Source organism: Noviherbaspirillum galbum (assembly GCF_010974945.1).
GTDB classification, from domain to species: Bacteria; Pseudomonadota; Gammaproteobacteria; order Burkholderiales; family Burkholderiaceae_D; genus Noviherbaspirillum; species Noviherbaspirillum galbum.
In genome coordinates this window covers 43,809-69,034 of the sequence record NZ_JAAIVB010000010.1, presented here as the reverse complement: position 1 = coordinate 69,034, position 25,226 = coordinate 43,809, and the positions used below count along the sequence as shown (strand labels likewise).

26 protein-coding genes are annotated in these 25,226 nt (G+C 63.5%); 13 read left to right on the top strand and 13 right to left on the bottom strand.

Features of this window, described 5'->3' with window-relative positions:
* Entirely contained in the window at positions 1–204 is a 204-nt protein-coding gene (locus tag G3574_RS02895; RefSeq protein WP_163960511.1) for a hypothetical protein, read from the top strand.
* A gap of 32 nt (positions 205–236) precedes the next feature.
* Complete coding sequence (locus tag G3574_RS02890) at positions 237–2,108, top strand: polysaccharide deacetylase family protein (RefSeq protein WP_163960510.1); 1,872 nt, start codon at positions 237–239, stop codon at positions 2,106–2,108.
* Between the two features lie 40 nt (positions 2,109–2,148).
* On the opposite strand, the gene G3574_RS02885 is transcribed toward G3574_RS02890, so the two are convergent.
* Positions 2,149–2,583 (bottom strand): response regulator transcription factor, encoded by a 435-nt coding sequence (locus G3574_RS02885; protein ID WP_163960509.1) that lies wholly within the window; start codon positions 2,581–2,583, stop codon positions 2,149–2,151.
* 7 nt (positions 2,584–2,590) lie between these two features.
* Entirely contained in the window at positions 2,591–3,805 is a 1,215-nt protein-coding gene (locus G3574_RS02880; protein WP_163960508.1) for a GspE/PulE/PilB domain-containing protein, read from the bottom strand.
* A 354-nt stretch (positions 3,806–4,159) separates the two neighbouring features.
* Here G3574_RS02880 and G3574_RS02875 point away from each other — a divergent pair, with 354 nt between their 5' ends.
* From G3574_RS02875 to uvsE, 3 genes are read left to right on the top strand one after another with little or no spacing between them, the layout of a single operon-like run.
* Entirely contained in the window at positions 4,160–5,389 is a 1,230-nt protein-coding gene (locus G3574_RS02875; protein WP_163960507.1) for a putative DNA modification/repair radical SAM protein, read from the top strand.
* A complete protein-coding gene (locus G3574_RS02870; protein ID WP_163960506.1) occupies positions 5,386–6,897 on the top strand; it encodes a UdgX family uracil-DNA binding protein in 1,512 nt (503 codons plus the stop codon). Before G3574_RS02875 ends, G3574_RS02870 begins: the two co-directional genes overlap by 4 nt.
* Before the next feature lie 20 nt (positions 6,898–6,917).
* Positions 6,918–7,817 carry a UV DNA damage repair endonuclease UvsE gene (gene uvsE / locus G3574_RS02865; RefSeq protein WP_163960505.1) on the top strand — a complete coding sequence of 300 codons (900 nt, stop codon included), beginning with the start codon at positions 6,918–6,920 and terminating at the stop codon, positions 7,815–7,817.
* An 81-nt stretch (positions 7,818–7,898) separates the two neighbouring features.
* Here uvsE and G3574_RS02860 read toward each other — a convergent pair whose 3' ends face one another.
* Positions 7,899–8,330 (bottom strand): pilin, encoded by a 432-nt coding sequence (locus tag G3574_RS02860; protein WP_163960504.1) that lies wholly within the window; start codon positions 8,328–8,330, stop codon positions 7,899–7,901.
* Positions 8,331–8,555: 225 nt separating this feature from the next.
* Here G3574_RS02860 and G3574_RS02855 point away from each other — a divergent pair, with 225 nt between their 5' ends.
* A complete protein-coding gene (locus G3574_RS02855; protein WP_163960503.1) occupies positions 8,556–9,032 on the top strand; it encodes a sel1 repeat family protein in 477 nt (158 codons plus the stop codon).
* A gap of 6 nt (positions 9,033–9,038) precedes the next feature.
* Here the strand turns inward: G3574_RS02855 and G3574_RS02850 are convergent, their stop codons facing one another.
* The 4 genes from G3574_RS02850 to G3574_RS02835 form a co-directional block, all read right to left on the bottom strand.
* Positions 9,039–9,809, bottom strand: coding sequence for a DUF2076 domain-containing protein (locus G3574_RS02850; protein ID WP_163960502.1), 771 nt, complete (start codon positions 9,807–9,809; stop codon positions 9,039–9,041).
* Positions 9,810–9,891: 82 nt separating this feature from the next.
* The gene (locus G3574_RS02845) at positions 9,892–10,689 is read right to left on the bottom strand and encodes a response regulator (protein ID WP_163960501.1); all 798 of its coding nucleotides are present in this window, start codon (positions 10,687–10,689) and stop codon (positions 9,892–9,894) included.
* A complete protein-coding gene (locus G3574_RS02840) occupies positions 10,686–12,296 on the bottom strand; it encodes an ATP-binding protein (RefSeq protein WP_163960500.1) in 1,611 nt (536 codons plus the stop codon). Before G3574_RS02840 ends, G3574_RS02845 begins: the two co-directional genes overlap by 4 nt.
* Positions 12,297–12,358: 62 nt before the next feature.
* Positions 12,359–12,976, bottom strand: coding sequence for a TetR/AcrR family transcriptional regulator (locus tag G3574_RS02835; protein ID WP_205609640.1), 618 nt, complete (start codon positions 12,974–12,976; stop codon positions 12,359–12,361).
* 101 nt (positions 12,977–13,077) lie between these two features.
* Here G3574_RS02835 and G3574_RS02830 point away from each other — a divergent pair, with 101 nt between their 5' ends.
* The 7 genes from G3574_RS02830 (at position 13,078) to G3574_RS02800 (ending at position 19,265) form a co-directional block, all read left to right on the top strand.
* Positions 13,078–14,586 carry a flavin-containing monooxygenase gene (locus G3574_RS02830; protein ID WP_163960498.1) on the top strand — a complete coding sequence of 503 codons (1,509 nt, stop codon included), beginning with the start codon at positions 13,078–13,080 and terminating at the stop codon, positions 14,584–14,586.
* Complete coding sequence (locus G3574_RS02825; protein ID WP_163960497.1) at positions 14,583–15,392, top strand: SDR family NAD(P)-dependent oxidoreductase; 810 nt, start codon at positions 14,583–14,585, stop codon at positions 15,390–15,392. Before G3574_RS02830 ends, G3574_RS02825 begins: the two co-directional genes overlap by 4 nt.
* Positions 15,389–16,384, top strand: coding sequence for an alpha/beta fold hydrolase (locus tag G3574_RS02820; protein ID WP_328804707.1), 996 nt, complete (start codon positions 15,389–15,391; stop codon positions 16,382–16,384). The genes G3574_RS02825 and G3574_RS02820 overlap by 4 nt, the downstream gene beginning before the upstream one ends.
* 179 nt (positions 16,385–16,563) lie before the next feature.
* Positions 16,564–17,814 (top strand): sialidase family protein, encoded by a 1,251-nt coding sequence (locus G3574_RS02815; protein WP_163960496.1) that lies wholly within the window; start codon positions 16,564–16,566, stop codon positions 17,812–17,814.
* Positions 17,811–18,290, top strand: a complete 480-nt coding sequence (locus G3574_RS02810) for a thioredoxin domain-containing protein (protein ID WP_163960495.1) — start codon at positions 17,811–17,813, stop codon at positions 18,288–18,290. Before G3574_RS02815 ends, G3574_RS02810 begins: the two co-directional genes overlap by 4 nt.
* Positions 18,291–18,371: 81 nt before the next feature.
* Positions 18,372–18,518, top strand: coding sequence for a hypothetical protein (locus tag G3574_RS02805; RefSeq protein WP_163960494.1), 147 nt, complete (start codon positions 18,372–18,374; stop codon positions 18,516–18,518).
* Between the two features lie 147 nt (positions 18,519–18,665).
* Positions 18,666–19,265 (top strand): TetR/AcrR family transcriptional regulator, encoded by a 600-nt coding sequence (locus tag G3574_RS02800; RefSeq protein ID WP_163960493.1) that lies wholly within the window; start codon positions 18,666–18,668, stop codon positions 19,263–19,265.
* A gap of 268 nt (positions 19,266–19,533) precedes the next feature.
* Here G3574_RS02800 and G3574_RS02795 read toward each other — a convergent pair whose 3' ends face one another.
* The 6 genes from G3574_RS02795 to G3574_RS02770 all read right to left on the bottom strand — a co-directional run bounded on the left by G3574_RS02795 (position 19,534) and on the right by G3574_RS02770 (position 25,081).
* Positions 19,534–20,436 carry a helix-turn-helix domain-containing protein gene (locus G3574_RS02795; RefSeq protein ID WP_163960492.1) on the bottom strand — a complete coding sequence of 301 codons (903 nt, stop codon included), beginning with the start codon at positions 20,434–20,436 and terminating at the stop codon, positions 19,534–19,536.
* Between the two features lie 52 nt (positions 20,437–20,488).
* A complete protein-coding gene (locus G3574_RS02790) occupies positions 20,489–21,436 on the bottom strand; it encodes a LysR substrate-binding domain-containing protein (protein WP_163960491.1) in 948 nt (315 codons plus the stop codon).
* Positions 21,437–21,532: 96 nt separating this feature from the next.
* Complete coding sequence (locus tag G3574_RS02785) at positions 21,533–21,856, bottom strand: copper-binding protein (RefSeq protein WP_163960490.1); 324 nt, start codon at positions 21,854–21,856, stop codon at positions 21,533–21,535.
* Positions 21,857–21,896: 40 nt separating this feature from the next.
* Positions 21,897–23,282 (bottom strand): multicopper oxidase family protein, encoded by a 1,386-nt coding sequence (locus G3574_RS02780; protein WP_163960489.1) that lies wholly within the window; start codon positions 23,280–23,282, stop codon positions 21,897–21,899.
* Between the two features lie 11 nt (positions 23,283–23,293).
* Positions 23,294–24,712: a TolC family protein gene (locus G3574_RS02775; protein WP_163960488.1), complete on the bottom strand. Its 1,419-nt coding sequence runs from the start codon at positions 24,710–24,712 to the stop codon at positions 23,294–23,296.
* Positions 24,713–25,081, bottom strand: coding sequence for a hypothetical protein (locus tag G3574_RS02770; protein WP_163960487.1), 369 nt, complete (start codon positions 25,079–25,081; stop codon positions 24,713–24,715). It lies immediately after the preceding gene.
* Positions 25,082–25,226: the final 145 nt, after the last annotated feature.

The following is a 25,226-nucleotide window of genomic DNA, read 5'->3' as shown; positions in this document are numbered from 1 at the left end:
ATGGATCTCGTTTCAATTCTGGCAACCGTCATCCTGGTGACGACGATCGGTACGACCGTCGTGGGCGTGGGCGCCTACGCCGCCTTCAAGCTGCGCGACAAGCGCCGTCCCAAGGCCAAGAAATCCACGACCGGGCCGGGACACGAAGAGCCGGTTTTCCTCAAGCGCTACCTGCCGCCGGCCGAACCGGCCAAGGCGGAATGAGATTCGCGCCTAACTGACCAGATTCGCACTCGATGAAAGACAAAAGAGATTTCCGCCGTTCCAGGAAGCCGCTGTTCAAGCGGCTGGGCACCTACCTGCCGCTGATGATCGTGCTCGGCCTGGGCCTGCCTGCCCTGCTTTACATGACGGTCATGCAGACGCTCGGCTGGAGCGTGCCGATGATCGGTATCAACGGCGCCGTGGCGGCCGTCGCGCAGTCAAGCAGGCAGATCGTGCTCTACGCGTCGCCCAGCACGCGCAGCTTCTTCGCCCAGAGTGGCGGCAACTACGACACCTTGCTCGTGCCATGGCGGAATTACTTCGCCAACCGCAAGCTGCGCTATGCCGAAGTCAAGGACCCGGCCGATCTCCATGATTTTTCCGACGCGGTGCTGATCCTGCCATCCGCTGTCGCGCTGAGCGACAGCGAACGCACCGAGATCGCCGCCTTGCGCAGCCGCGGCGGTTCGTTGCTGGCGACCTGGGCGAGCGGCGCCCGCAACGCGAAGGGCGACTGGTCGGGCTGGCAGTTCCTCGAAGCGAACGGCGCGCGCATGGTCGGCGAGATTCCGGCCACCACCGAGGCAGGCTACCTCGTCCTCAATGGCGAATCGCCGGTCACGCATACGCAGCCCGCCGGGCAGCGCATCGCCCTGATCAAGACTGCCGAGACGCTGCTGCGCCTGAAAGGCGAGAACGTGGCCGGCCGCTTCATGAACTGGGCGCGGATCCAGGACGAGGAGCGCAAGGAAGAAGGCGCGATCGTCTATGCCGAACCGACGCCGGGCGCCAGCCGTTCGGTGTTCTTCGCGTTTTCCGAGTCGGTGTGGGAAGGCCGGCCGCTGCTGATGTACGACGTGATCGACGACGCGATCCAGTGGCTGCAGCGCGACCCGGCCCTGGTGCGCGCCGCCTGGCCGCAGGCTCGCAAGGCGGCCGAGGTCATCGAGATGGATACCGAGGACAGCTTCCCGAATGCCATGGTCTTTGCCGAGATGGCGAAGAAGATCGACTACCGCCCGACCTTTTACGTCCTGACCTCGGTCGGCCGGCGTTATCCCGACATCCTGGGCAAGCTCGCGCAGGACTTCGAGGTCGGCTACCACGCCGACGTGCACGACAGCTTCAAGGGCCAGCCCGCCCGGCTGCAGGAGCAGCGCCTGGAAATCATGAAGGCGGAGATGGCGACCGTGGTGGAGAACACCAAGAAGCTGACCGGCTTCCGCGCGCCGCTCGAGGGATACGACGCCACCACCGAAGTGCTGCTGCAGAAGGCTGGCATGCGCCACCATACCGCCGATCCGAGCCGCTCCGACGCACGCCTGCCGCTGGTGTTGAAGATGGACGACGTGCCCCTCGAAGATACCCTGATCATCCTGCCGCGTACCCAGCGCGATGACATCAACCTCAATGGCCAGAACCTGTCCATCGAGCAGTACACCAAGGCCTTGGTCGATGATTTCGATGTCGCGATGGACAACGGCGGCCTCGGCCTGCTGAGCGTGCACACGCAGAGCTTCCACAAGGACGGCGTGCTCGCCAAGTCCATGGAAACCCTGCTGCCGCACATCAAGGAAAGGAAGAACAAGATCTGGCTGGCATCGGCCGGCGAGGTGGCGGAATGGTGGCGCGATAGGGAACGGTTCAAGCTGTCCTACAGCAAGAGCGGCCGCCGCCTGGAATTCAACATTACCGTCACCGGAAAAAAGCCGCTCAACGGCGCCAGCGTGATCATGATGCTGCCGCAGAAGAATGCGACCCTGGCCATCAAGCCGGTGAAGATCGGCGCGCCGGAAGCGAAGGTCGTGCCGCTGGACGAATATCGCGCTTCGGTCCAGTTCGCCTCGCTGCAGCCCGGCGATTATGCCTACCAGGCGACCTTCTCCGCCGCCGGGATGAAGTGACGTGTCTACCTCGCCAGCCCCTGAAGCGGGCTGGCGGCCATCACAGCCCGGCCCACTTCGCGACCGCTTCGGTCACCTGCCTTGCCAGATAGCTCGTCTTTACCGGCTTGAGCTGGTAGCGGATACGGTGGTCCATCAGGATGCCGGACAGGCGGTCCACCCGCTCCGGGTGCGGCTGGTTTCCCAGCACGAAGATCGGCGCATCCTTTTCCTCGCCCGCGCGAATGGCATCGACGAGGCGCTCGAGGGCGCTTGATCCGGGGCTCCAGTCGGCGAGGAAGTCGAGCACATAGGCATCGAAGGGAGACGCCATCCTCGCTTCCGCCAGGGATGCCACGTCCGCGAAGCAGGCGGCGGTAAAGCCGCTCTCCCGCAGCAGGTCGCACAGCGCATCCGCCAGGGTGTCGTCACTCTCGAGCACCGCGACGGAAAATGGCCTTGGACGCCAGGGCTCGTGGCGCGATGAGTTTTCCATGTGATTGCTACGTCAGTTGGATGTCGATGGATAAGGTAACGATGCCCTTGCCTGCAGGCGCATCGGCCGCGGCCTGCCGCGCTCCCGGCCATTCCAGGCGAGCCGAACCCGGGCGAACGCAGGCGCTCAGCTCCGAGGACTTCACCAGGGCTTCCGCGATCACGCGCTGCAACTGCTCCAGCATCGCCTGCGCCGGCTCGGGAAGCACGGCTGCCGCGGAACCGTAGCATGCCGCCATGAGGCGCTCGAATGCGCGGTCCGTGGTCACGCGCAATTCCACGGCGTGTCCGGGAAACAGGTTTTCCACGCCGCGGCTTGCGCGCAGGCGGTCGGGATCGAGCGCGGCGGCGACCAGCGAACGGTCGGCGGCCTCCGTGAGGACCCAGCCATTGTGCGCGGCATATTCCCGGCTGATGTTCTGCTGCAGGGCGGGCAGGCGATCGATCGCGCTTCCGCTTTCATAAGGCACGCCGAAGAAGTGCGCGTAGGCGGCGCCGAGCGCGTCCATGCCGACCTGGAATTCGTCGAGCAGCACGTCCTCGAGGCTGGCCATCTTGCGGCGGGCGGAGCGCTTGGCGAGTTCAAGCTCCGGGCCGGCGAGGAAACCGAGCGCCACGAGCGGATCGTAGCGCGTCGTAATCGGCAAGGGTTCCGCAAGCCGGTCTTCGAATACCGTGCCAAGGACCAGGCAGAGTTCGCGCACGCCCTCTTCGATCATCGGGTCGAAGGGCCCGCCAAGCCGGTTGTTGATGATCTGCAGCACCCCGAGCAGTTCTCCGTTGCGGCTGCCGAGGATGGGAGCAGCCACCATTTCACGGCTGCGATAACCGGTCCGCTTGTCGACCGCGTCGAGAAAACGGAGTTCGCTGGAATGCATGCGGAGTTCGTCTTCGTCGTAGACGTCCGCGATGTTGAAGGTCCGCTTATGCATCGCCACGAATCCGGCGATGCTGTTCGTGGAGATCGGCAGCGAGAAATCCTTGAAGCCGGTCATTCCCGTCTTGATGCGCGACTTGATGCTGGTCCGGCAAGGCGTGACCGCGTACATGGTCATGCGGTCGCAGGAGAACAAGCCGCGGATGTCGCTCGCCAGTCCGAGCATGATGTCATCGAGGTTCGTGCTGCCGCGCACGCCGGCGGCCACATCCTGCAGGCGCTGCATGAACTTCGCCCGCTGCTCGCGGCGCTTGTGCGCCTTGTGTTCTTCCCATACCGCGTCCACCTGCAACCCTCCCTTGCCCTCGCTTGATCGTTCTTGCCGATCCTTTCCGGACCGTTCTTTTTTGTTCTCGCATTATTGCATGCCAACGCCCGCGCAAACTCACCTTGGGCGAGCGTGGCAAGGGAACGACAACATGCAAGGCATCCGTTCGAAGGTCCGGGATGCCAGCGCCAGCCAAGCTCAGGCGCCATCCTATGGATATGGCTTGCGGAAACCGCCGACCGGGCGCCTTTGCGTTGTCGCGCGGCATCTTGCGAGTGCATGGAAAGTTCGCCGTTCCAGAGCATCCCGTGGCTGCAGCGCCGGTGATGGAAGAGTAAAATACTGTATCCATATACAGCTCATTTCACCACGATGGAACTGCGCGACAAACTCGAGATTTTGGCCGACGCGGCCAAGTACGATGCCTCCTGCGCCAGCAGCGGCGCCCCGAAACGATCGTCTCAAGGGCAGGACGGCCTGGGCGCGACCACCGGCATGGGCATCTGCCACAGTTATACCCCCGACGGGCGCTGCGTTTCGCTGCTGAAGATACTGCTGACCAACTTCTGCATCTACGATTGCCAGTACTGCATCAACCGCCGCACTTCCAATGTGCCGCGGGCGCGCTTCAGCGTCGAGGACGTGGTGAAGCTCACCACGTCCTTCTACCTGCGCAACTACATCGACGGGCTGTTCCTGAGTTCCGGCATCATCCAGTCGGCCGACTACACGATGGAGCAACTGGTCGAGGTCGCGCGCCGCCTGCGCGAGGACCATCATTTCCGCGGGTACATCCACCTGAAGACCATTCCCGATGCCGACCCGGCGCTGATCGAGGCGGCTGGCCGGTATGCCGACCGCCTGAGCGTGAACATCGAGTTGCCTACCGAAACCGGCATCGAGAAGCTGGCGCCGGAAAAGAACATGCGCACCATCAAGCTGGCGATGGGCAACATCCGCACCCGGCTCGACGAAAAGAAGGAAGAACCCGGCTCAGGCCGCTTCGCGCCCGCCGGGCAAAGCACGCAGATGATCGTCGGCGCCGATGCCACCGATGACAAGACCATCCTCTCCACCGCCGAGACCCTGTATGGCAGCTACCGCCTCAAGCGGGTGTATTACTCGGCATTCAGCCCGATCCCGCAGAGTCCCGGCACGGTGCCGCTGAAGCCTCCGCCGCTGCTGCGCGAGCACCGCCTCTACCAGGCCGACTTCCTGCTGCGCGGCTACGGCTTCCAGGTGCCCGAGCTGCTGCCCGCCGAGGGCAACCTCTCACTGGACATCGATCCCAAGCTGTCCTGGGCCCTGCGCCACCGAGAGCAGTTTCCGCTCGACCTGAACATGGCTGAACCCGCGATGATCGCCCGCGTCCCCGGCATCGGCCTGCGCAATGCAAAACGCATCGCCGCCCTGCGCCGGCACCGGCAGGTCCGCTATGCCGATCTGGTGCGCCTGCGCTGCGGCATGAAGAAGCTGGCGCCATTCGTGGTGACCGCCGATTATCGGCCGCCGCATGATACCCAGCCGTCGGAGGCTTTGCGACGCGCCCTTTCCGATGCGCCCGAGCAGATGAGCCTGTTCCCCGCGCTGGAGGCGGCATGAACGCCGCCGCGCGGACTGCCATGGATGCGATCGTGACCACCGCGCCGTGGGAGGTCGCGACCTTCGATGCATGGCGGGCGGTCGCGCGCGCCTTGCTGCAGCGTGGCGTGCCTCCGCACGCGGTCCAGTGGCGCGCCCCGGGTCAGGATGGCGATCTGCTCGATGGCATCGCGCCTTCCGGTGGATGGGAAGCCAGGGACGCCGGGGACGTCATGCAGGCTTCCGGCATCCGGCTGCCCCGCTCGCTTGTCGTCAAGCTGGAATCGGCCAGCTGTTTCCGCGCCGAAGACCGATGGGCCTTCCTGTACAAGATCGTCTGGCGCTGGAACCGCGGCGAACACGAAGTGGTGTCCGAGGCCGACATCGACGGCAGCCGCCTGCATTCCATGCTGAAGGCAATCCGGCGCGAGGAACACGACATGCATGCCTACGTACGTTTCAGGGAACGCCAGGAAGATGCGGGTCCGCGCTTCGTCGCATGGTACGAGCCGGCGCATGACGTGTTGCCGCAGGTGGCGCGACATTTCGCGGCGCGCATGGGCAACCGGAGCTGGATGATCGCCACGCCCGACGCGACCGCGGCATGGGACGGCGCGCAGCTCGAATTGACCGGCCCTGTCGCGCGCGGGCAACAAGACATCGAGGATGATGGCGAAGCGCTCTGGCTGGCGTACTACCGCAGCATTTTCAATCCCAGCCGGCTGAATGAAAAGCTCATGCAGTCGCATGTCCCATCCCGCCATTGGAAGAACCTTCCGGAAGGACGGGTCGTGCCGGCCATGGTCGCCGACGCCGCTACCGGAGCCCGGCGCGTGGGCCAGGCGAGGACGGTTGGCGCGCGCGCCGGCGCCATCATTCCCATCACTGCCGAGCGGGCGGCGCCGCTGCGCCCGGCAGCGACGAGCCTGCAGGACTGCCGCCGTTGCCCGTTGTGGCAGCGCGCCACGCAAGCCGTCGATGGCCAGGGCAATCGCGCGGCCGACGTCATGCTGGTAGGAGAACAGCCGGGCGACCAGGAAGACCTCCAGGGCAAGCCCTTCATTGGCCCGGCCGGCCAGCTGCTCGAAGAGGCACTTGCGCGCGCGGCGCTCGACCGGGAATCGCTCTACCTGACCAACGCCGTCAAGCATTTCAAGTGGGAACCGAGAGGCAAGCGCCGCCTGCACAAATCTCCTGCCCAGCAGGAAGTCCTTGCCTGCCGCCACTGGCTTGAACAGGAATTGCGCGAAGTCGGTCCGCGCGTGGTCGTGGCCTTGGGAAGCACGGCCCTCCTCAGCCTCGTGGGCAGCAAGAACGTCAAGCTTACAGAAGTCCTGGGGCAGGCGCTGCAGCATGAGGGCCGGTGGATCGTGCCCATCTATCACCCCGCATATGTATTGCGCGTCCCCGATCCCGCACTGAAAACCCGTGCGATGGAGGTCATGGTCGCGGGACTTGCCTTGGCTAAACAACTGGCGGGCGGGGACCTGCCCGAGCCTCAAGAACCAGCAGCACTGGCCGGAATCTAAGACGATTTACGGCAAGCATCATGTCTGAACTCGGCCTCGTTTGCATTACCCATTCGGATGAAGTTCGGTACAAGACCATCACCCGCAAGCGGCTTCTCCAATTCGAACATGCCACCCAGCAGAAGATGCTGGACGATCTCTATCGCGAAAACCTGCAGCGCCTCGAGAAAGGGCTGCGCTACTGCAAGAGGGAGGGGATTTCCCTCTATCGCCTGCCCTCTTCCATCTTTCCTTTTTCGGACGAACCCGTCGGCCGGGAAGTGTTCGACAAGCTTGAAGGCGCGGTCGCACGGACAGGCGAGTGGGCCACCGCGAACGACATCCGGCTGGTCATGCATCCCGACCAGTTCGTGGTGCTGAGTTCAGATTCGGAAAACGTCGTCGCTAACAGCATCAAGATCCTGGAGATGCATGCCCATGTGATGGACTTGCTGCGGCAACCCCGCAGCCCGTGGGCCTTGCTCGAAATCCATGGCGGGAAATCCGATCGTGCGCAGGCCTTGGTCGATTGCATCGCTAGGCTGCCGGACGGCATCCGCCTTCGCCTCGCATTGGAGAACGACGAGTATGCCTACAGCGCGCAGGAGATCTACGACATCTGCATGCGCAGCGGCGTGCCGATGGTCTTCGATGCGCACCACCATGTCGTGCATGAAAAACTGGATAGCTACGAGCATCCCAGCGTGAAGGAAATGCTGGAAAAGGCACGCGAGACGTGGGCGAATCCCGAGCACCAGCTCGTGCACATCTCGAACGGCCGGACGGATTTCAATGACCGCAATCACTCCGACCTGATCGAAGACCTGCCGTCTTCATATGAAGAAGCGCCCTGGATAGAAATCGAAGCGAAATGGAAGGAGCTGGCAATCCAGCGCCTGCGCGACGCGCATGCCTCGCACGGCCGCCGGCGTTCAGCCTGAGCGCTGCGGCACCCATAATGAAAAAAGCCTTGCAGGACATGCCTGCAAGGCTTTTTGCTGTTTGCTTTCGCGGTTTGGCGATTAGCAGATCTTCGGGCTGGCCGTGGAGCAGGTGCCGCTAACGGTCCAGTTGACCTTGCCGGCAACGACGGACGGGGTCAGGATGTATGTTTCGCCGTTCAGACCATTGGCCGAAACTGCGGTTGCGGTAATCACGCCAGCAGACGTCGTGAGAGAAGCCACGTTTCCTGCAGCAGTAGAAATGTTTGCAGGAACGCCGTTCGAACCCGCCGTGCAGCCAGTTTCCGCGCCCAGATCTTGCACGCACAGTTCCACAGCGGTCTTGACGCCGCCGGTTGCGGTCACGACTTCGCTGAACTTGGCCTTCTTGGTGTAGCCCTGGTAGGCCGGCAGTGCAACGGCGGCCAGGATGCCGATGATCGCGACGACGATCATCAGTTCGATCAGCGTGAAACCCTTTTGTGCTTGCTGTTTGAATTGAGCAGCTTTCATGTTAGAACTCCCTTGGTGGTTTGGTTGAATTGGCCGTTTCGCCAATGCTTGCTCTAATGCATGATGCATGCCAGGTGGAAATATCATCCAGATCACAAGTTTATTGCCTCAGTGGCAAGGTTTTGCTGGAAAGAAAACCCTGTCACGTAATAGTGCCTGTCAAAAAGGTATGCCAAAATGCCCATGGCACATATTTCCTCCATGACATAAATCAAAGAGCCGATTGTGAACTTGATCAGCATTGCCGCCGTGATGGCATTGACGGGACAAAGCGAACGGACCCTGCGCCGGAAAATCGCGGACGGATCCTTGCCCAAGGTCGAACTCGGGAATCTCCACAAGGTGATGATCCCGATCGTCTCCATCCAGTCCCAGCTTTGCATTCCCGTTTCGGGCGAGGAATGGCAATTGGTCCTGCTTGCCGACGGCGGAGATGCGCAAGCCCAGACCGACCTGGCGCTGCTGCTCCTGGAGCATGGCAAGGAAAGCGCAGCCGTGCCCTGGCTGGAGCAGGCCGCCAAGCAGGGAGACGCAGAGGCGATGTACTGGCTCGGCCGCCTGCACCTCGATGCAGGCGGCGTCGCTCATGATGACAACTTGGGGATGATGTGGCTGGCGAGGTCTGCTGCGGCCGGCAGCCTCATTTCGAAACAGCAGATGCAGGTCTTGCGGGAAAAGGTGACCGCGGCCGATCGCGGCTGAGGCCGGTCAGGCGTAGTCCCCACCTCCCGAATCCCCCGAATCTCCCAGGTCACCCGACGCTCCCAGGTCGCCGCCGTCGCCAAGGAGGTTATCATTGCCGCCGACGCCGATGTCGTCGAGTCCGGCTTCGCGCGCCATGTCGCCTCCGCCGCCGCTGGAGTTGCTTTCCTGCCCGCGCGTGCCTCCATCATCCAGGAACTGGCTGGAAGACTGGGATTCCGGGAAATCCCCCATGCGACCAGGGTCGCCGGACGCATGATGGCCCTCATGGTGCATCAGGTTGCTGATGCCGTTGTAGAGGAATGATCCGGCGGCCACGCCGGCGGCGACGCCTGCCATGCTGCCGAGGAAGCTTCCCATTCCGCCACCCATCAATCCAGGGCGCGCCGCCGGCAAGCCGGCATAGCCGGCCTGCGGATAAGCGGCCTGGCCATAGCGCGCGGGCATGGGCTGCTGGCTGCCGGCAACGGCATCGTTGCGGGCAAAGGCCTGGCCGCTGCGTCCCCATTGCGCGCTTTGGTCGAGGAACCCTCCCGACCCGGATGGCTGGCTCGCTCCCGAGTTAAGCTGCTGCTCGAGCGCCGCAATCCGCTGCTGCGCCGCATTCAAGGCCTGTTCCTGCAGCAAGGCCCGCTGCACGAGAAGATAAGCGGCATCCGGCTGGGAGCGCACTGCCTGGTTGATCCACGCGTCGGCTTCCCCATCCTTGTTCTGCAATCGCGCCCGCTGCAATTCTTCCAGAAAATTGCGCAAGGCCATCCGTTCCTGGTCATTCATGTCGTGCTCCAAGATTAGTCATGGCAATTTCGACCATCGCGCCCGGTGAGCGTTCGTTATCTGGCAGTCAGCCATCCCGCCCTCAGGCGATTCCCAGCACCCTGTTGATACAGGAATGCAAGGCTTTCCACTCGAATGGTTTGAAGATGTACCCATCCGCCCCTTCCCGGAGTCCGCGCAGGACGTCGGCCTCGCTGGCCTGGGCAGTCACCATGATGGCGGGCAGTCCTCGGGAGCGATCGCTTGAACGGGTGAAGGCAAGGATGTCGAAACCGTTCACGTTCGGCAGGTTGACGTCCAGCAGCAGCAGCCCCGGCAGCGCATCCGCTTCGAGGGACTTGATCGCTTCCAGTCCGTCGCCAATTACCCTGACGATGAATCCGTGGCGGGTCAGGTAAAGCTGGATCAGCTTGGCAATTGCCTCGTCATCCTCCACCACCAGCACCTCCCGGCTTGCAGGCGCCGTGGGCGCAGCCGAGGGGGCGCCCGCCTGGCCCGTGGTGTAAAACCCGTTGCGGGTCAACTCCTGCGCGCCGCGCCGCGCTTCCGCCCACGCGCGCACGCCTTCCTGCGGATCGAGCTCTACCACCTGGTAGCTCTGCAGCGAAGCGTCATCATCGCTTGCCGACGACAGCGCGGCCGCGCTGGCTTCGTCTTGCTGCAGGAATACCCGGATCAGGCGCCGCGCCTCCAGTTCCTTCAGCGACTCGGAAAAGGTTCGCGCCTCGCTGCTGTGCAATCCTTCGAACAGCCTGCCTACCGTCGTCTTGCCGTCGATGCGCCGGAGCGCGCGAGCCATGGACTCCGACATGCCCTTCGCGCCATCCTTCAGTTCGGCGACGCCCTTCGCGGTCTTCGTGAAAATCGTTGTGCTGATCATGATGCCTCGGTAAAAACGCTTTCTGCCGCAGCGGGCACGAGAGGAAAGCTGACGTGAAAGGTGGCGCCCTGCCCGGCAACCGAGTCGAACCCGATGCGCCCGCCCATCTTTTCGACCATCGTCTTGGCCAGGCTCAGGCCGAGGCCGGTACCTTCGTTCTTGACCTTGCGGTCCGACGGGCCTTGCGCGAAACGCTGGAATATCCTGGACCTGAATTCATCGCTGATGCCCGGGCCGTGATCGCGCACGCTGATGCGGACCATGCCGCCGTCTACCCTGCTCGAGACGACCACGGCAGCGTCACGGGGAGAAAACTTGCACGCATTCGAGATTAGGTTGGTCAAGACCTGGTTGATGCGGGAAGCATCCACGCGAATGCTTCCCTGCATATCGGCGCCCTCGCATTCAAGGCGAACCTTGTACTTGCTGGCAAAGGGCAGGTTCAGGCGGCATGCCTCGCTGACCAGGCTTCCGACTTGCACGACGTCGGCGCTGAACCGCATCATCCCGGCGTCCAGCTTTTCGATGTCCAGGATGTCGTTGATCAGCGACTGCAGGCGCTGGCCGTTCAGGTAAGCGATTTCCAGCAACTCCGTCGTTTCCGCCACGCTCAGGCCGGAAAACTCTTCGCGCAACAAACCGAGCGCGCCGACGACGGAAGTCAACGGCGTGCGTAGTTCATGGCTGACCGACGATACGAATGCGCTGCGGGCACGCTCGAGATGCCGCCGTTCCGAGATATCCCGCACCACGCCGGCATAGATGACCTGATCGCCGGAACCGAGCTTGCGCAAGGACACCTCGGCGGGGAACAGTTCGCCGTCTCCGCGCTTGCCCGTTACCTCGAACTCGAGCGGCTTTTCCGGGCCGCTGTCCAGTCGCATCCGCTCCATGAAAGCGTCATGCCGGGCGTGATCCGCCTGCGGCAGGATGTCGCGGACGTTACGTCCGATCAGGTCGGCCGCGCCCAACCGGAACATCTGGCAAGCCGCGGGATTCACGGTTTCGATCACGCCGTCGAGGCTGATGCTCAGCACGCCTTCGATCGCGTGTTCGAGTACGTGCGCCAGCCTCAGCTTGTATTCCCAGCGCCGCGCGGCGTCGGCATCGGAGATGTAGGCATTGACCTCGCGCTCCGCCCAGGCGCTCAGGCTGGTCAGCTTGCCTCTTTCCTCGTCGGTGAGCGTGTGCGGACGGGTATCGAGCAGGCAGAGCGTCCCGACCTTCTTGCCATCGAGGGAATGCAGGGGCTTTCCCGCATAGAAGCGGATGCCTGGATCCCCGGCAACGAATGCATTGTCGGCAAAGCGCGGATCGAGGCTGGCATCCTGGATCAGGAAGATGTCGTCCTGCAGGATCGCGTGGGAGCAGAACGACATGATGCGCGGCACTTCCGGCGCATCCAGCCCAAGCCGCGACTTCGACCATTGGCGGTCGGCATCGACCAGGTTGATCAGGGCCATGCGTACGCCGAACATGTCGCGTGCAATGCGCGTGATCCGGTCGAAGCGTTCTTCGGGTGGAGTATCGAGCAGGCGCAAGGCGCGCACCGCCTCAAGCCGGCTTGCCTCATCCCAGGGCATCGGGATCGTTCTTGAAGTTGCCACGGCAATCACTGGAAGGGAAAACACCGATCTTACTGCAGGTCAATGGCGTGCGCGTTCCTGCATCAACTTTCTTGACGATCCGCCATGACCATGACGAGTTCCGCTGCGCTATCCACCACACTTTTCAGCGAAGGGCGGTAACCATTGGCTATCCAGCACAGGGCGATCTGGATCACCCCGCCCGCCACGCCGGCGGAAAGGAGCGACTTGCCGGCGCCCTGCCGGCCGGTTGCGCGGGCTAGGCCGTCGCCCAGTGTCGAGACGGAAGCCTCGAAGGCGGCATCCATGGCCGGGCTCACCCCCCGTATTTCGACGAGAAACACGCGCGCCGACTTGGGATCCTGCTTTAGCGTGGAAAAATAAGCATGGAGCATGGCGCTGACCCGGTGCATCCGGCTCGGATGCGGCGCATGCCCAACCGCGGAAAGCGCGCGGTGCATCTGCTGCGTCACGATCTGGAAGGATGCGACCAGCAATTCTTCGCTGTTCCCGAACGACTCATAGAAGTAACGCTCGGTCAGGCCCGCGGCGGCACAGACCGCCTTGATGGTTGCCTGCCGGTAGCCGGTCTCGCCATAGACATTGATGGCAGCCTTGATCAGCTGTTCCCGCCGCTGGGCGCGCCGCTCCTCCGACGTCATGCCCCGGTAGGATCGTTCAGGAATGGTCTCTTGGGTCATACGATATTCTGACATGACTAATTGCAAACGCCAAACTGACAATATATAGTGTCAGAATCAGAAAAGCGCTCCGGCGACCGGTCGAAAATAACGACGACAAAATGACGACGACGACTTCTCCCCATATCACTTTCGATCCGGCGCCGGACGGCGACTTGCTCGACGTCCTGATCGTCGGCGCCGGCCTGTCCGGCATCGGCGCCGCGCACTTCCTGCAGCAGCGTTGCCCGGGCAAGCGGTTTGCCATCCTGGAATCACGCCAGGCCATCGGCGGCACCTGGGACCTGTTCCGCTATCCCGGGATCCGTTCCGATTCGGACATGTACACCCTTGGCTACGCATTCAAGCCCTGGACCAACCCCAAGGCCATTGCCGATGGGCCATCTATACGGCGGTACGTGCAACAAACCGCGGAAGAAGCCGGCATCGTCCGCCACATCCGCTTCGGTCAACAAGCCGTTTCGGCATCCTGGTCGAGCCGGGATGCCTGCTGGACGATACGCGCCAGGCGCACCGGAACGATGGAAGAGCAGGTCATTCGCGCCAGGTTCCTGTATCTCTGCAGCGGATATTACAGCTACGACGAAGCCTACCGGCCCGAGTTCGAGGGAGAAGCGGACTACCAGGGCAGGATCGTGCAACCGCAGTTCTGGCCGGAAGACCTCGATCATGCCGGCAAGCGGGTGGTCGTCATCGGCAGCGGCGCGACCGCGGTGACGATCGTTCCCAGCATGGCGCAGACCGCGGCGCATGTAACGATGCTGCAGCGCTCGCCCAGTTATGTGCTGAGCCGGCCGTCGCAGGACAAGATCGCCAACTTCCTGCTTCGCCATCTGCCCGCGCGGCTCGCCTATGCCATCTCGCGCTGGAAGAACGTGCTGGTCGCCATGTTCTTCTACCGGCTGTCGCGCAGGCGTCCGGATCAGGTCAAGCAATACATCCTGAAGCTCGCGGGACAGGAACTGGGAAGCGGCTATGACGTGCACACCCATTTCAGTCCGCGCTACAAGCCCTGGGACCAGCGGGTGTGCTTCGTGCCGGACAGCGACCTGTTCCAGGCGGTGCGCGAGGGTCGCGCTTCGGTTGTGACCGACGGCATCGCGCGCTTCACGCCGGCAGGCATCCTGCTGAATTCGGGCAAGGAAATTCCAGCAGACATCGTCGTGATGGCAACCGGACTCAAGCTCCAGCTCATGGGCGGCATGACGCTGCAGGTTGACGGCCAGCCCTTTCAACCGGCGGAAGCGATGGCCTACAAGGGCATGATGCTGAGCGACCTGCCCAACTGCGCGATGGCGTTCGGATATACCAATGCTTCATGGACCTTGAAGGCAGACCTCACCGCCGCCTACGTCTGCCGCCTCCTGAACTACATGGACCGGCACCGCAAGACGATTGCCGTGCCGCGGCGCGATGAACAGGTAAGGCCGCAACCCTTCCTCAGCTTCACCTCGGGGTACGTTCAGCGCGCGAAGGATGTGCTGCCCCAGCAGGGAGAGCGGCGTCCATGGCAGGTCTACCAGAATTATTTCCAGGACCTGATGACGATCCGCTACGGCAGGATCGACGACGGCGTCATGCGCTTTGGCACCAGGGAGGCGTTGCCATGAAACTTTCCGACCAGGTAGCCGTGATCACCGGCGCCGGCAGCGGTATCGGCCGCGCGCTTGCGATGTCGCTGGCCCGGCGCGGCTGCCATCTGGCATTGGCGGACATCCGCCGCGATGGCGCCGCGGAGACGGCCAGGCTGTTGCAGCAGACCGGCGTGCGGACGTCGGTGCATGAACTCGATGTTGCCGATCGCGAAGCGGTCCACGCCTTACCCGATGCGGTCCTCGCCGAGCACGGACGGGCCGGCCTGCTCATCAATAACGCCGGCGTGGCGCTCGGGGGAACGTTCGAGCAGGTCAGCGAAAGCGATTTCGACTGGCTGATGGCAATCAACTTCCATGGCGTGGTCAGGATGACGCGGGCATTCCTGCCATTGCTCAGGCAGAATGACGAGGCGCGCCTCGTCAACGTGTCGAGCCTGTATGGCCTGGTCGCACCGGCCGGACAAACCGCGTATGCCGCCAGCAAGTTCGCCGTGCGCGGATTTTCAAATGCACTGAGGCACGAGCTTGAAGGTTCCAGCGTCGGCGTGACCGTGGTGCACCCCGGCGGCGTTGCGACCTCCATTGCCGCAAATGCCCGCGCGCCGGCGGGCGCGAATGCGACGGAAATTGCCTTGCGCCGCGAACGGGCAAACAAGATGCTGCGCATGCCGCCGGAGCGTGCCGGCGAGATCATCGCGCGCGGCATCGAACGCAACAAGGCACGCGTGATCGTCGGCGCCGATGCCAGCTTCGTCAGCTGGATGGAGAGGCTGATGCCCGTTTCCTACTGGTCCCTGCTCAAGAAAGCCTATCCAACGTGACCTCTCTTTCCTCCCTTCCGACCGCCATTGTGGTGATCGTTGCCGTCGTCCTTGCGGCGCTTGCCTTGCTTCTCCTGCTTGCCCTGTTGACGCGAACGCTGGCCAGTCGCGTGGAAGAGGCCTTGCCACCGGCGGGACGCTTCGTCGACGTGCCCGGTGCGCGCCTGCATGTGCGGGAATGGGGCCTGGGCCAGCCCGTGCTCCTGCTGCATGGCCTTGCCGGACACATGGCGCATTACAGCTACGGCGTCGCCGGCAAGCTCTCCGACCAGTTCCGCGTGATCGCGGTAGACCGCCCCGGATCGGGTTATTCGCTGCGCGACCCGGGCACGCCGGCCGACCTGCGGACGCAAGCCAAGGCCATCGTCTCCTTGATGGACGCGCTGCATGTCCCGTCCGCCTTCGTGGTCGGCCATTCACTTGGTGGCGCCCTCGCGCTTACCCTTGCGCTGCACCACCCGTCGCGCGTCTCCGGGCTTGCCCTCGTTGCTCCGCTTACCGACCTGCCCGGCGACGTTCCCGCGGCATTCCGCGCGCTCACGATCGCCTCGCCCTGGGTGCGCAAGCTGGTGGCCTGGACGCTGGCCGCGCCGCTGACCATCCTGCGCGGGAAGCCCGTGCTGGAGCAGGTGTTCGGCCCCGAAGCCGTTCCGGCGGACTTCGCGACGCGCGGCGGCGGCCTGATGAGCCTGCGTCCGTCCCAGTTCCTGGCGGCCGCCGCCGACCTCCAGGCCCTGCCGGATGCCATGCCTGCCATCGTTGCCCGCTACGGCGAACTGCGCCTGCCTGTGTCCATCCTGTATGCAAGGGGAGACCGTATCCTCGATCACAAGGCGAACGGACACGGTTTCGTCGAGAAGGTACCGCATGCGCGCCTGCGGATCGTGGATGGTGGGCACATGCTGCCTGTTACCCAGGCGGAGGTCACGGCGGAATTCATCCGCGAGGCAGCCAGTGCCCTGACGCCCGGCGCGGACGTGCGCACGGCCTGAGTCCGACCAGTTCCCGCGGAACATCTTTCCAGCTGGCCCCCTGTCACCTGCATCCAGAAGGTGCCAGCGGAGAACTCGCCCACGCTCGCGCGGTCATTTTATGGTGGCAAGGTCAGGCCATGTCCTGCAATAATGCGATGCCTTGAAAAAACGGTCCGGCGACGGACCCTGGAAACACCATGCCAATCCGCGCGACCGCACTCATCCCCCTCCTTGCCTTGGCCATGTTCGGCATTTCGCCCGCGGGCTGGGGCCAGCACGATTCCCACGAGCACCGTAGCAGCCAAGCGAACAACCATGGGAAGACGGCGCATGCGCATGGCGCGGATCTCGGCACGGCCGCCGCGATGGCTGGCAGCGGCCTGCTCTGGTTGGCAAGCAAGGAAACACAGGATGGCGGCCAGTACGTGGTCGTGCGCAGTTCCGAGGACATGGGCAAGACCTGGACCGCGCCGGTCCGGGTCAATGCGCAGGCCGAGCCCATTGCGGCGAGTGGCGAGGCTCGCCCTCACCTCGCCTTCGGCCGAAAGGGCGAACTCTATGTCAGCTGGACCAGCACGGTAGCGCGCCCGCATATCGGCAATATCCGTTTCGCGCGGTCGCTCGACGGCGGCAAGACGTTTTCCCCGCCGCTGACGGTGCACGCCAATCGGGAGCACGTGACGCACAGTTTCGAATCCATGATCGTCGATGGAGACGGCAGGATATTCATCGCCTGGATCGACGGGCGGGACCAGGCATCGGCGAAGGCGAAGGGAAAGCCTTATGCAGGATCGGCGATCTATTATGCGGTGTCGTCCGACCAGGGCCGCAGCTTCCGCAAGGATTTCCGCCTCGCCGATCATTCCTGCGAATGCTGCCGCATCGGCATGAGCCTCGATGCATCGGGAACGCCGGTCGCCATGTGGCGGCATGTGTTCGAACCCAACGTCCGCGACCACGCCATCGCAAGGCTGACGGCCGATGGTGAACGGATCGCGATCACGCGCGTCACCTTCGATGATTGGCGCATCGATGCTTGCCCGCACCACGGCCCTTCCCTGGCCTTCGGCGCGGACGGCGTGCGCCACCAGGTCTGGTTCAACGGCAAGGAAGCGGAGGGCAGCGGCGCGATGTATGCCCGCGTCATGCCCGGCGAAACCGCCATCAAGCCGGTCGGCCTCGGCTCGGCGCAGGCCTCGCACCCGGATGTTGCCGCCCAGGGGCAGCGCGTTGCGATCGTCTGGAAACAGTTCGACGGCAAGTCCACCGCGCTGCTAGGCCGCGTTTCCGGCGACAACGGACGCAGCTGGCGCGATCTCGCGCTGGCAGAGACCGCCGGCGATTCGGACAAGCCCTACCTCGTCCCCACGCCAACAGGCATGCTGGTGTCGTGGCGCACGCAGGCGGAAGGCATCCGGGTCATTCCTCTGGAAAAGTCAGGATCATGAAAGCGTTCGCGTTCGCGGCGCTGGTCACGATCACCGCCATGGCTGCGCCTTGCCTCGCAGCGGAACCGGTGCATGAATTCGGTCCGGAAAGCCTTGGCAAGATAAAAGAGGCCCATGCCGGCAAGCCGCTCGTCATCATGATCTGGTCCCTCGACTGCGCCTATTGCCTTGAGAGCTTCCAGGCGCTCGAGCAGGGCCGCCGCGGGCAAGGACTCGACATCGTCACGATTTCCACGGACCAGGCCGACGATGCGGAAACGGTTAAGCAAATTCGCAAGAAGATCGGCGCCGCCGGGCTTCATGCCGAAACCTGGGCGTTCGGCAACGCATCGGCCGAGCAATTGCGTTTCGCCATCGATCCCAAGTGGCGGGGGGAATTGCCAAGGACTTACTGGTTTCCGCGCGATGCGCCACCCTCCGCCTACTCCGGCCTGGTAACGAAGGACCTCATTGCGCGGCGCATGACGTCTAAATAGATGAAACCTTGCTTCCATTGCAGTTGACTAAGGGGTTTGGCAATACCCTCACCTCCAAGTCATTTTGTAAAGGACAAGCCCATGGCCGCCAACACCAAGAACAAGTATCCCGCCGACAAGACCGGAACCAAGTACAGCGAATTCCGCAACACCAAGCGCATCGCAACCGGCAAGAAGCGCCCCGAAAAGGAATCCAAGCAATCTAACGCGACGGAACAACAAAGTTGATACGCTTGATGTGGGGGCGGCTTGCGTCGCCCCTCGCCTGCCGCCAAGGCAGCGAAAGCCCCTGCGGCTAGCCGGGTTTCCCGAACGGTTTCTTGCTTAAATGATGTGCGCCATTTAAGATATCTTAACCCTGGGAAATATCTTAAGATGGCACGCTCCGACCGCAAAACCACCGAACGCAATAATCACGCGATTGAACTCGCGGCCGCCCGGCTTTTCCGCCTCAAGGGAATCGAAGCGGTGTCGATCCCCGAGGTCATGACTGAAGTCGGAATGACACATGGCGGGTTTTACCGCCATTTCAACTCCAAGGCGGACCTCGCGGTGGCGGCATGCAACGATGCCGTGCGCAGGGCGCGCCACCTGCGCGCGCTTTGGGTCGACAAAGGCGCATCCTCGCCGAAACCACTGGAACAACTCGCCGAACGCTACCTCTCCGCCGATCATCGCGACCGCGTGGGAGAAGGCTGCCCCATCTCGGCTCTCGCAACCGACGTTGCCCGCGAGCCTGTTGAATCCGCTCTGCGCGCCGAGTACGTGCAGGGAATGAAGGAATTGGCGGCGGACATCCAGGCGCTCCTGCCGGGCGACGATGCGAAACGCCACTCCGATGCGCTCGCCATCATGGCGGCCATGGTTGGTGCCGTCATTCTTTCACGCGCTTCCGCCGGCAATTCCCTGTCGGACGAAATGCTCGACGCGGTCAAGCACCTGATCTCCACCAAGCTGGCATCCTCCGGCGAGTAAGCGCGAAACTGCCTGCAAGCAGATCGTTCCGGCGCGACGCTGGCGCTTCCGTGGCGTGAAATGAAGCGCGGCCAAGCGCCCGCTTGATCCGTCGGCACAAAAAAAGACCCGCCAGGACAACTCCCCTTATCCTGGCGGGCCCACTCCCCCTCCCAAAGCGTTACTGAGAGAAAGCATCGCATATTTTTCCCTCCAGAAAAAGCGGATTGCGCTGAAGGAGTGGAAGAGTTGTGCGGCCGCCACGAACGGGCGCGACGGGTCGTTGCGGTCAGTCCTGCGGCGGCAGGTCGTGCTGGAGATCGCGGGCGCGTTCACGAAAATCACGGGGACTCATCCCGGTGAGGCGCCTGAAGAAACGGGTGAAGTAAGCCGGATCGGCGAAGCCGGTGGCGTAGGACACTTCGCTGATGCTCATCGAGGTGTAGACGAGATTGCGCTTCACCTCGAGCAGCAGCCGCTCGTGAATGAGCTCGAGGGCGGACTTTCCGGAAGCCTGGCGGCAAAGATGATTCAGATGGGCGGAGGTAATGCCGATTTCTTTGGCATAGTGGTCGATGTGGAAATGCCTGTCATACCAGCGATCGACCAGTTCGCAGAAACCCTTGAAGTGCCGGGCGCCCCGGTTGAGCTCCTCCGTCGCATGACAAGCCGCGGCGATCCGTGACAACCAGATCAGCAGTGCGGCCAAGAGGCTTTCCAGGAGTTCGTTGCGGTAGGGAGCATGGTCACGGTACTCGCGATGGATCGCGTCGATCATCGTTTGCAGCTGGCGGTCCTCTTCCTCGCCGCCGACCGGATGCAGGACCGGGCGCGTCAGGCGCAACATGCCGCCGTCAGCCACCTTGTTCAGGCGAGCGGCGAATGCATGCGCCAGCGTGACGACCGTTCCCTGCGCATCGTCGTCGAAATGAAATCCGTGGATGCATCCCGCCGGCACGAGCAAGAGATGCGGACCCGACACGTTGCGCCGCTCGTCATCGAGCTGCACGATCGCGCGGCCGGAACGCAGGTACAGCACCTGGAAAAGATTGACGTGTTCATGCGGCTTGATGTGCCAGTCATGCAGGCGGCTTCGGTCGGCAATGGATTCGCAATGCACCATGTCCGGCGTCAGCCACGACTCGTGTTCACCGTAGAGTTGATAGACGGGGATGGATCTGGCGCGGTTCATGGCTGGGCAGGGATATCCGGTAGAACGACTCTACCATGTTCCCGGATTTGCTTTACTTCGCAAGGCGGATACCTTCCGCGGCCCGGTTCAGATCGGCGGTAAAGCGGGATGCGGCCCCGGAGGGTTTCCAGTCGCTGCGGCGAAGCAGGCCGACGGGCTCCTCGCCCGCGGAGGGAAGATCGAGCGCCTGGATCGCGCCATTGAGCATGTCGTTGCGGACAGCGCCCAGCGGAGTGAACCATACCGCATCGGTCTGCAGGACCATCTGCCGCGCCAGCGCGACATCCAGCGTTTCGAGGCAATCAGGGGGAAGCTTCAGGCCGCGGCCGCGAAGGTAACTCTCGACATGATGGCGCGGTATCGTGTTGGCGGGCCAGACGATGAGCGGGAAGGCGACCACCGCCTGCAATGCCGGGGCCGAACGGCAAAGCGGATGACCGGCACGCGCCGCGAACACCATGGGCTCGACATACAGGAGTTCGAAGGTCAGGCCCACCATCATTTCAGGATCCGAGAGCCGGCCGAGCACCAGGTCGAAATTTCCATTCTTGAGTTGCGCCAGCAGCTCGGCGTTCGCGCCGGTGCGCACCACGAATCCGGTTTCCGGATACGCTTCCCTGAACGTCTTGATCGCGGCGGGAAGCAGGTCCGGCGCGACCGTGGGCAATGCGCCCACGACCAGCGTTTCCGCCGCGTGCTGGCCCTTGCCGCCAAACGAGGCTTGCGCGGCGCCGAGCGCTTCCATGACGGCGAGCGCATGACGCAGGAAATCCTCTCCTTCCCTCGTCAGCCGCGTGCCCTGCCGGTTGCGCACCAGCAGTGCCGAACCGGTGATCTCTTCCAGCTCGGAGAGCGTCTTGGAGACGGCAGGCTGGCTCATGCGCAGGGCGTCGGCCGCCTTGCCCACATGGCCCGTCCTGGCGACGCAGATGAAGCAGTCAAGGTGGCGCAGCCGGATGCGGCTCTTGAAAATATCCTGGCGTAGGTCGTCCTGTTCCATCGGCGCAGGTTATCAAGGAACGCCATGGCATGCAATCGGCTCCGTGCCCGCCTCAACCGCGGGATGCCAGACTTGGTGCTGCTTCTGCTGCTGCTTCTACTGTTGCTTCTCCAGCCGCGTCACGATCAACTGGCCATTGGGGTTGTCGGCGACGAAATTGATCTTGTCGCCCACCTTGACCTCGTTGAGCATCGCCGGATCCTTGACCTTGAAGACCATCGTCATGGCGTCCATGCCAAGGTTCTTCAGGGGGCCGTGCTTGATGGTGAGCCTGCCTCCGCCCTTGTCGACCTTCTTGATTTCGCCTGTGGACATCGCCTCCGGCGCGCTGGCCGCGGATGGCGCACTCTGCGCAGTGGCGACGGTGACCGCGCCGAGCGCCAGGGCTGCGGCAACGAGGGAGTTGAGAATTGCCTTCATGAGATTTTCCTTCATTGCTTGAATATTGTTAAACGCGCCATCAGTGATGGCCGTGGCCCTGCGGCTTTCGCACGTTCAGTTCGATGCCCGGCGTGCCGGAAGCAGCCGCAGGCGCGGGAGCAGGGGCGCGTGCCGGATCAGGGACTTCGCCGGTCCATTCCCACGGCACGGTGCCCTTGGGATGTTGGTACCAGCCCGGATCGCGGTAATCATTTCGCCCGAGGCCTTCACGCACCTTCACGACGGTGAACATGCCACCCATGTCAACGCTGCCGAACGGACCTTCGCCGCCCATCATCGGCAGCGTGTTGTCGGGAATCGGCATCTGCATCGTACCCATGTCCGCCATGCCCTTGTCGCCCATCGCCATGTAGTCGGGAACGAGCTTGCCGACCTTGCCGGCGATGTCGTCCTGCTTCACGCCTATCATGGTCGGAACCTTGTGCCCCATCGCATTCATCGTGTGATGCGACTTATGGCAATGGAATGCCCAGTCGCCCGGCACGTCGGCAACGAATTCCAGGTTGCGCATCTGCCCGACGCCGATATCGACCACGGTCTCGGGCCAGCGTGCCGTCCTGGGGATCCAGCCGCCGTCGGTCCCGGTGACCTCCATGGAGAATCCATGAAGATGCATCGGATGATTGGTCATCGTCAGGTTGCCGACGCGGATGCGTACGCGATCGCCGCGGCTCGCCACCATCGGCGCAACGCCGGGGAAGACGCGGGAGTTGATCGCCCAGAGATTGAAGTCGAGCATGGTGTTGACGCGCGGCGTATAGCTGCCCGGGTCGATGTCATAAGCCGACAGCAGCATGGCATAGTCGCGGTCCACGCGGTGCTCCGCCGGGTTCTTCGGATGCGTGACCCAGAACCCCATCAATCCCATCCCCATCTGCACCATCTCGTCGGCATGCGGGTGATACATGAAGGTGCCGGCACGCTGGGCGGTAAACTCGTAAACGAAGGTCTTGCCCGACGGGATGCCGGGCTGGGTAAGCCCGGTCACGCCGTCCATGCCGGAAGGCAGGCGCTGCCCATGCCAGTGGATGCTGTGGTGCTCCGGCAAGCGGTTGGTCACGAAAATGCGCACGCGGTCGCCCTCGACCACCTCGATGGTGGGGCCCGGGCTCTGGCCGTTGTATCCCCACAAGTTGGCCTTCATCCCCGGAGCGAGTTCGCGCACGACCGGTTCGGCGACGAGGTGAAATTCCTTCACGCCATTGTTCATCCGCCAGGGAAGCGACCAGCCGTTCAAGGTAACGACCGGATAGTAGGGGCGGCCATTGGGAGGCAGCGGAGGCGGCGATGTGCCCGCCCCTTCCGCGGTCACCAGTTCCGGCAAGGTTGCCGCGCCGGCGCGGCTGACCAGACCGGCACCGACCGCGATGCCGGCACCTTTGAAGAAGTCTCTGCGGGAAATCATGTTCGTTCCTTTTAATCGTGTCCCTGTGCCGTGCCTGCAAGCTGCCTGTCGGCGGGGCGCGGCAGGTTCGACGTGCCGCCGCTGCCGTTGATGGCCGCCTGCAGGTTTGTCTCGGCGATCCAGAAGTCCCGCTGCGCCTCGATGGCGGCGTTGACGCTGACTATCTGTTCGCGGGCGTCGGTCAGGAGCTCGAAGACGGAGGCCAGCATGCCGTTGTAGCGCAGCAGGAGTTCGTCGGAAATCTTCTTGCGGAGCGGCACGACCTCGTCGCGGTAATGGCGTGCCAGGTCATGACTGGTCCGGTAGGCGGAATACGCCTCTCGCACCTCCGAGCGGGCGCGCACGGCGGCGTCCGCCGTGCGGTGAACCGACTGCATGTAGAGCGCCTCCGCCTTGGCCGTGCGCGCGCTGCCCCAGTCGAACAGCGGCAGCTCGAGGCTGATTTCATAACCGTTCTTCCTCGGGTTGCCGGTTTCGCTCTTGTTGCGGTAGCCAGCGTCGAGCACGTTGACGAAACGCGTCGCCTTGCTCAGGCCGAGGGCGCCCGCGGTTGCTTCCGCATCACGCCTTGCCATCTGCACGTCGAGGCGCTGCTGCATCGCCTGCTGCTCGGCATTTGCCGCCTCGTCCAGGACCTTGGGAAGGTCGGGCAGACGATCGGGTAGCGTAAAGCTGGCCGCATCGTCTCCCCACAGTCCCAGCAGGCGGGCAAGCTGCTCGCGGGCGGCAACGTTGTTATGCCTTGCCCGGGCGACCTGCGCCGTCGCTTCCGCATAAAACGCCTGCTCGCGGCTCTGGTCGAGCTTGCTCCAGTTGCCTACCCTGGCCATGCGTCGCGCCAGTTCGGCGCTGGCCTCCGCCGATTCCTGGACCTGGGCCATGTATTGCACCGTTTGCGCCGCGGCCACTGCATTGAAATAGGCACGGCGGGTGTCGGCTGCCAGGCCGACTGCCTTGCTCGCCGCCTGCAGCTTTGCCTGCTCGAAACGACGCTGCTCGATACCGCTGCGTACCGGGATGGTCAGCAGCCCGATCAGGTCGAACATGATGCCGCGCTCGATTTCCACATCCTCGCCGCCGCGCAGGCGGCTGAACGAAACGCCGGGATTGCGCATGCGGCCGGCCTGCACCAGGTCGGCTTCTGCGATGCCGAGTTCAGCGAATGACGCCTGCAGGTTCCTGTTATTGAGCAAGGCAAGCTCGACGGCAGCGTCCGGGCTGAGCGGAGAGGCGAGAAGCTGCCGCGTGCGGGACCGGCCGGTCGATTCATCCTGCGTGGGGCGCTCGACCGCGTGGCCCGTGCGTTCTCGAGTCAGCGTGGAGACCATGTCGAAACCGCCATCGGCCGAGAACGTGGCGCATCCGCCGAGCAGCACGCTCGACATTGCCAGGGGCGCCAGCAGGCGCCGGCTCGTAGTTGCCTTGCGCATTCAGTGCCCCTTTCCATGCTGCATGCCATGCATCTGATGGTCCGCGTGGGAAGCAGCCGGCAGACCTGCTTTCCCGGACGGTTCGGGAAGGGCGGAAACGGCGGATGCCGCGCCCTGGCCGTCATGCCCTGCATGACTCGCCTGGCCAACGATCTCCTTGTTGGCGGCGATCCAGACGGTGTCGGGCGTATCCGCGTCTTCGGCCATGCCCTTGTAATCCTTGAAGCTGGACTGGAAGCCCAGGGCGGGAACGGCAGCCTGGGCCGCGGACGGGTCGGCAATCCGGGCGTCGGCCGGGTCCTGTTCCGCAGCGGCGAGCAATGGAGACAGCGCCAAGGCTGCCGCCGCAAGCCATCGGTAGATGATCATTTCTTTCCTCTGAATCGGATATCGGGTACACACCAGAAGGCACGCACCAGCGTGCAACAGGCATGCGCGCAAGCAGCGGCTTGCCACCGTGAATGCGCGCGGTCGATCAAGCGGAAATTTGCCGTGGAGGTCGTTCTAGACGGCT

Excerpts from the sequence above, each read along its gene's own strand:
- uvsE (WP_163960505.1), top strand. The coding sequence starts at position 6,918 with ATGTCTGAACTCGGCCTCGTTTGCATTACCCATTCGGATGAAGTTCGG.
- G3574_RS02835 (WP_205609640.1), bottom strand. The coding sequence starts at position 12,976 with ATGACCCAAGAGACCATTCCTGAACGATCCTACCGGGGCATGACGTCG.
- G3574_RS02850 (WP_163960502.1), bottom strand. The coding sequence starts at position 9,809 with ATGAATGACCAGGAACGGATGGCCTTGCGCAATTTTCTGGAAGAATTG.
- G3574_RS02790 (WP_163960491.1), bottom strand. The coding sequence starts at position 21,436 with ATGGAACAGGACGACCTACGCCAGGATATTTTCAAGAGCCGCATCCGG.
- G3574_RS02770 (WP_163960487.1), bottom strand. The coding sequence starts at position 25,081 with ATGATCATCTACCGATGGCTTGCGGCGGCAGCCTTGGCGCTGTCTCCA.
- G3574_RS02890 (WP_163960510.1), top strand. The coding sequence starts at position 237 with ATGAAAGACAAAAGAGATTTCCGCCGTTCCAGGAAGCCGCTGTTCAAG.
- G3574_RS02780 (WP_163960489.1), bottom strand. The coding sequence starts at position 23,282 with ATGATTTCCCGCAGAGACTTCTTCAAAGGTGCCGGCATCGCGGTCGGT.
- G3574_RS02810 (WP_163960495.1), top strand. The coding sequence starts at position 17,811 with ATGAAAGCGTTCGCGTTCGCGGCGCTGGTCACGATCACCGCCATGGCT.
- G3574_RS02785 (WP_163960490.1), bottom strand. The coding sequence starts at position 21,856 with ATGAAGGCAATTCTCAACTCCCTCGTTGCCGCAGCCCTGGCGCTCGGC.
- G3574_RS02860 (WP_163960504.1), bottom strand. The coding sequence starts at position 8,330 with ATGAAAGCTGCTCAATTCAAACAGCAAGCACAAAAGGGTTTCACGCTG.
- G3574_RS02815 (WP_163960496.1), top strand. The coding sequence starts at position 16,564 with ATGCCAATCCGCGCGACCGCACTCATCCCCCTCCTTGCCTTGGCCATG.
- G3574_RS02895 (WP_163960511.1), top strand. The coding sequence starts at position 1 with ATGGATCTCGTTTCAATTCTGGCAACCGTCATCCTGGTGACGACGATC.
- G3574_RS02775 (WP_163960488.1), bottom strand. The coding sequence starts at position 24,712 with ATGCGCAAGGCAACTACGAGCCGGCGCCTGCTGGCGCCCCTGGCAATG.
- G3574_RS02845 (WP_163960501.1), bottom strand. The coding sequence starts at position 10,689 with ATGATCAGCACAACGATTTTCACGAAGACCGCGAAGGGCGTCGCCGAA.
- G3574_RS02795 (WP_163960492.1), bottom strand. The coding sequence starts at position 20,436 with ATGAACCGCGCCAGATCCATCCCCGTCTATCAACTCTACGGTGAACAC.
- G3574_RS02800 (WP_163960493.1), top strand. The coding sequence starts at position 18,666 with ATGGCACGCTCCGACCGCAAAACCACCGAACGCAATAATCACGCGATT.
- G3574_RS02875 (WP_163960507.1), top strand. The coding sequence starts at position 4,160 with ATGGAACTGCGCGACAAACTCGAGATTTTGGCCGACGCGGCCAAGTAC.
- G3574_RS02825 (WP_163960497.1), top strand. The coding sequence starts at position 14,583 with ATGAAACTTTCCGACCAGGTAGCCGTGATCACCGGCGCCGGCAGCGGT.
- G3574_RS02805 (WP_163960494.1), top strand. The coding sequence starts at position 18,372 with ATGGCCGCCAACACCAAGAACAAGTATCCCGCCGACAAGACCGGAACC.
- G3574_RS02870 (WP_163960506.1), top strand. The coding sequence starts at position 5,386 with ATGAACGCCGCCGCGCGGACTGCCATGGATGCGATCGTGACCACCGCG.
- G3574_RS02885 (WP_163960509.1), bottom strand. The coding sequence starts at position 2,583 with ATGGAAAACTCATCGCGCCACGAGCCCTGGCGTCCAAGGCCATTTTCC.
- G3574_RS02830 (WP_163960498.1), top strand. The coding sequence starts at position 13,078 with ATGACGACGACGACTTCTCCCCATATCACTTTCGATCCGGCGCCGGAC.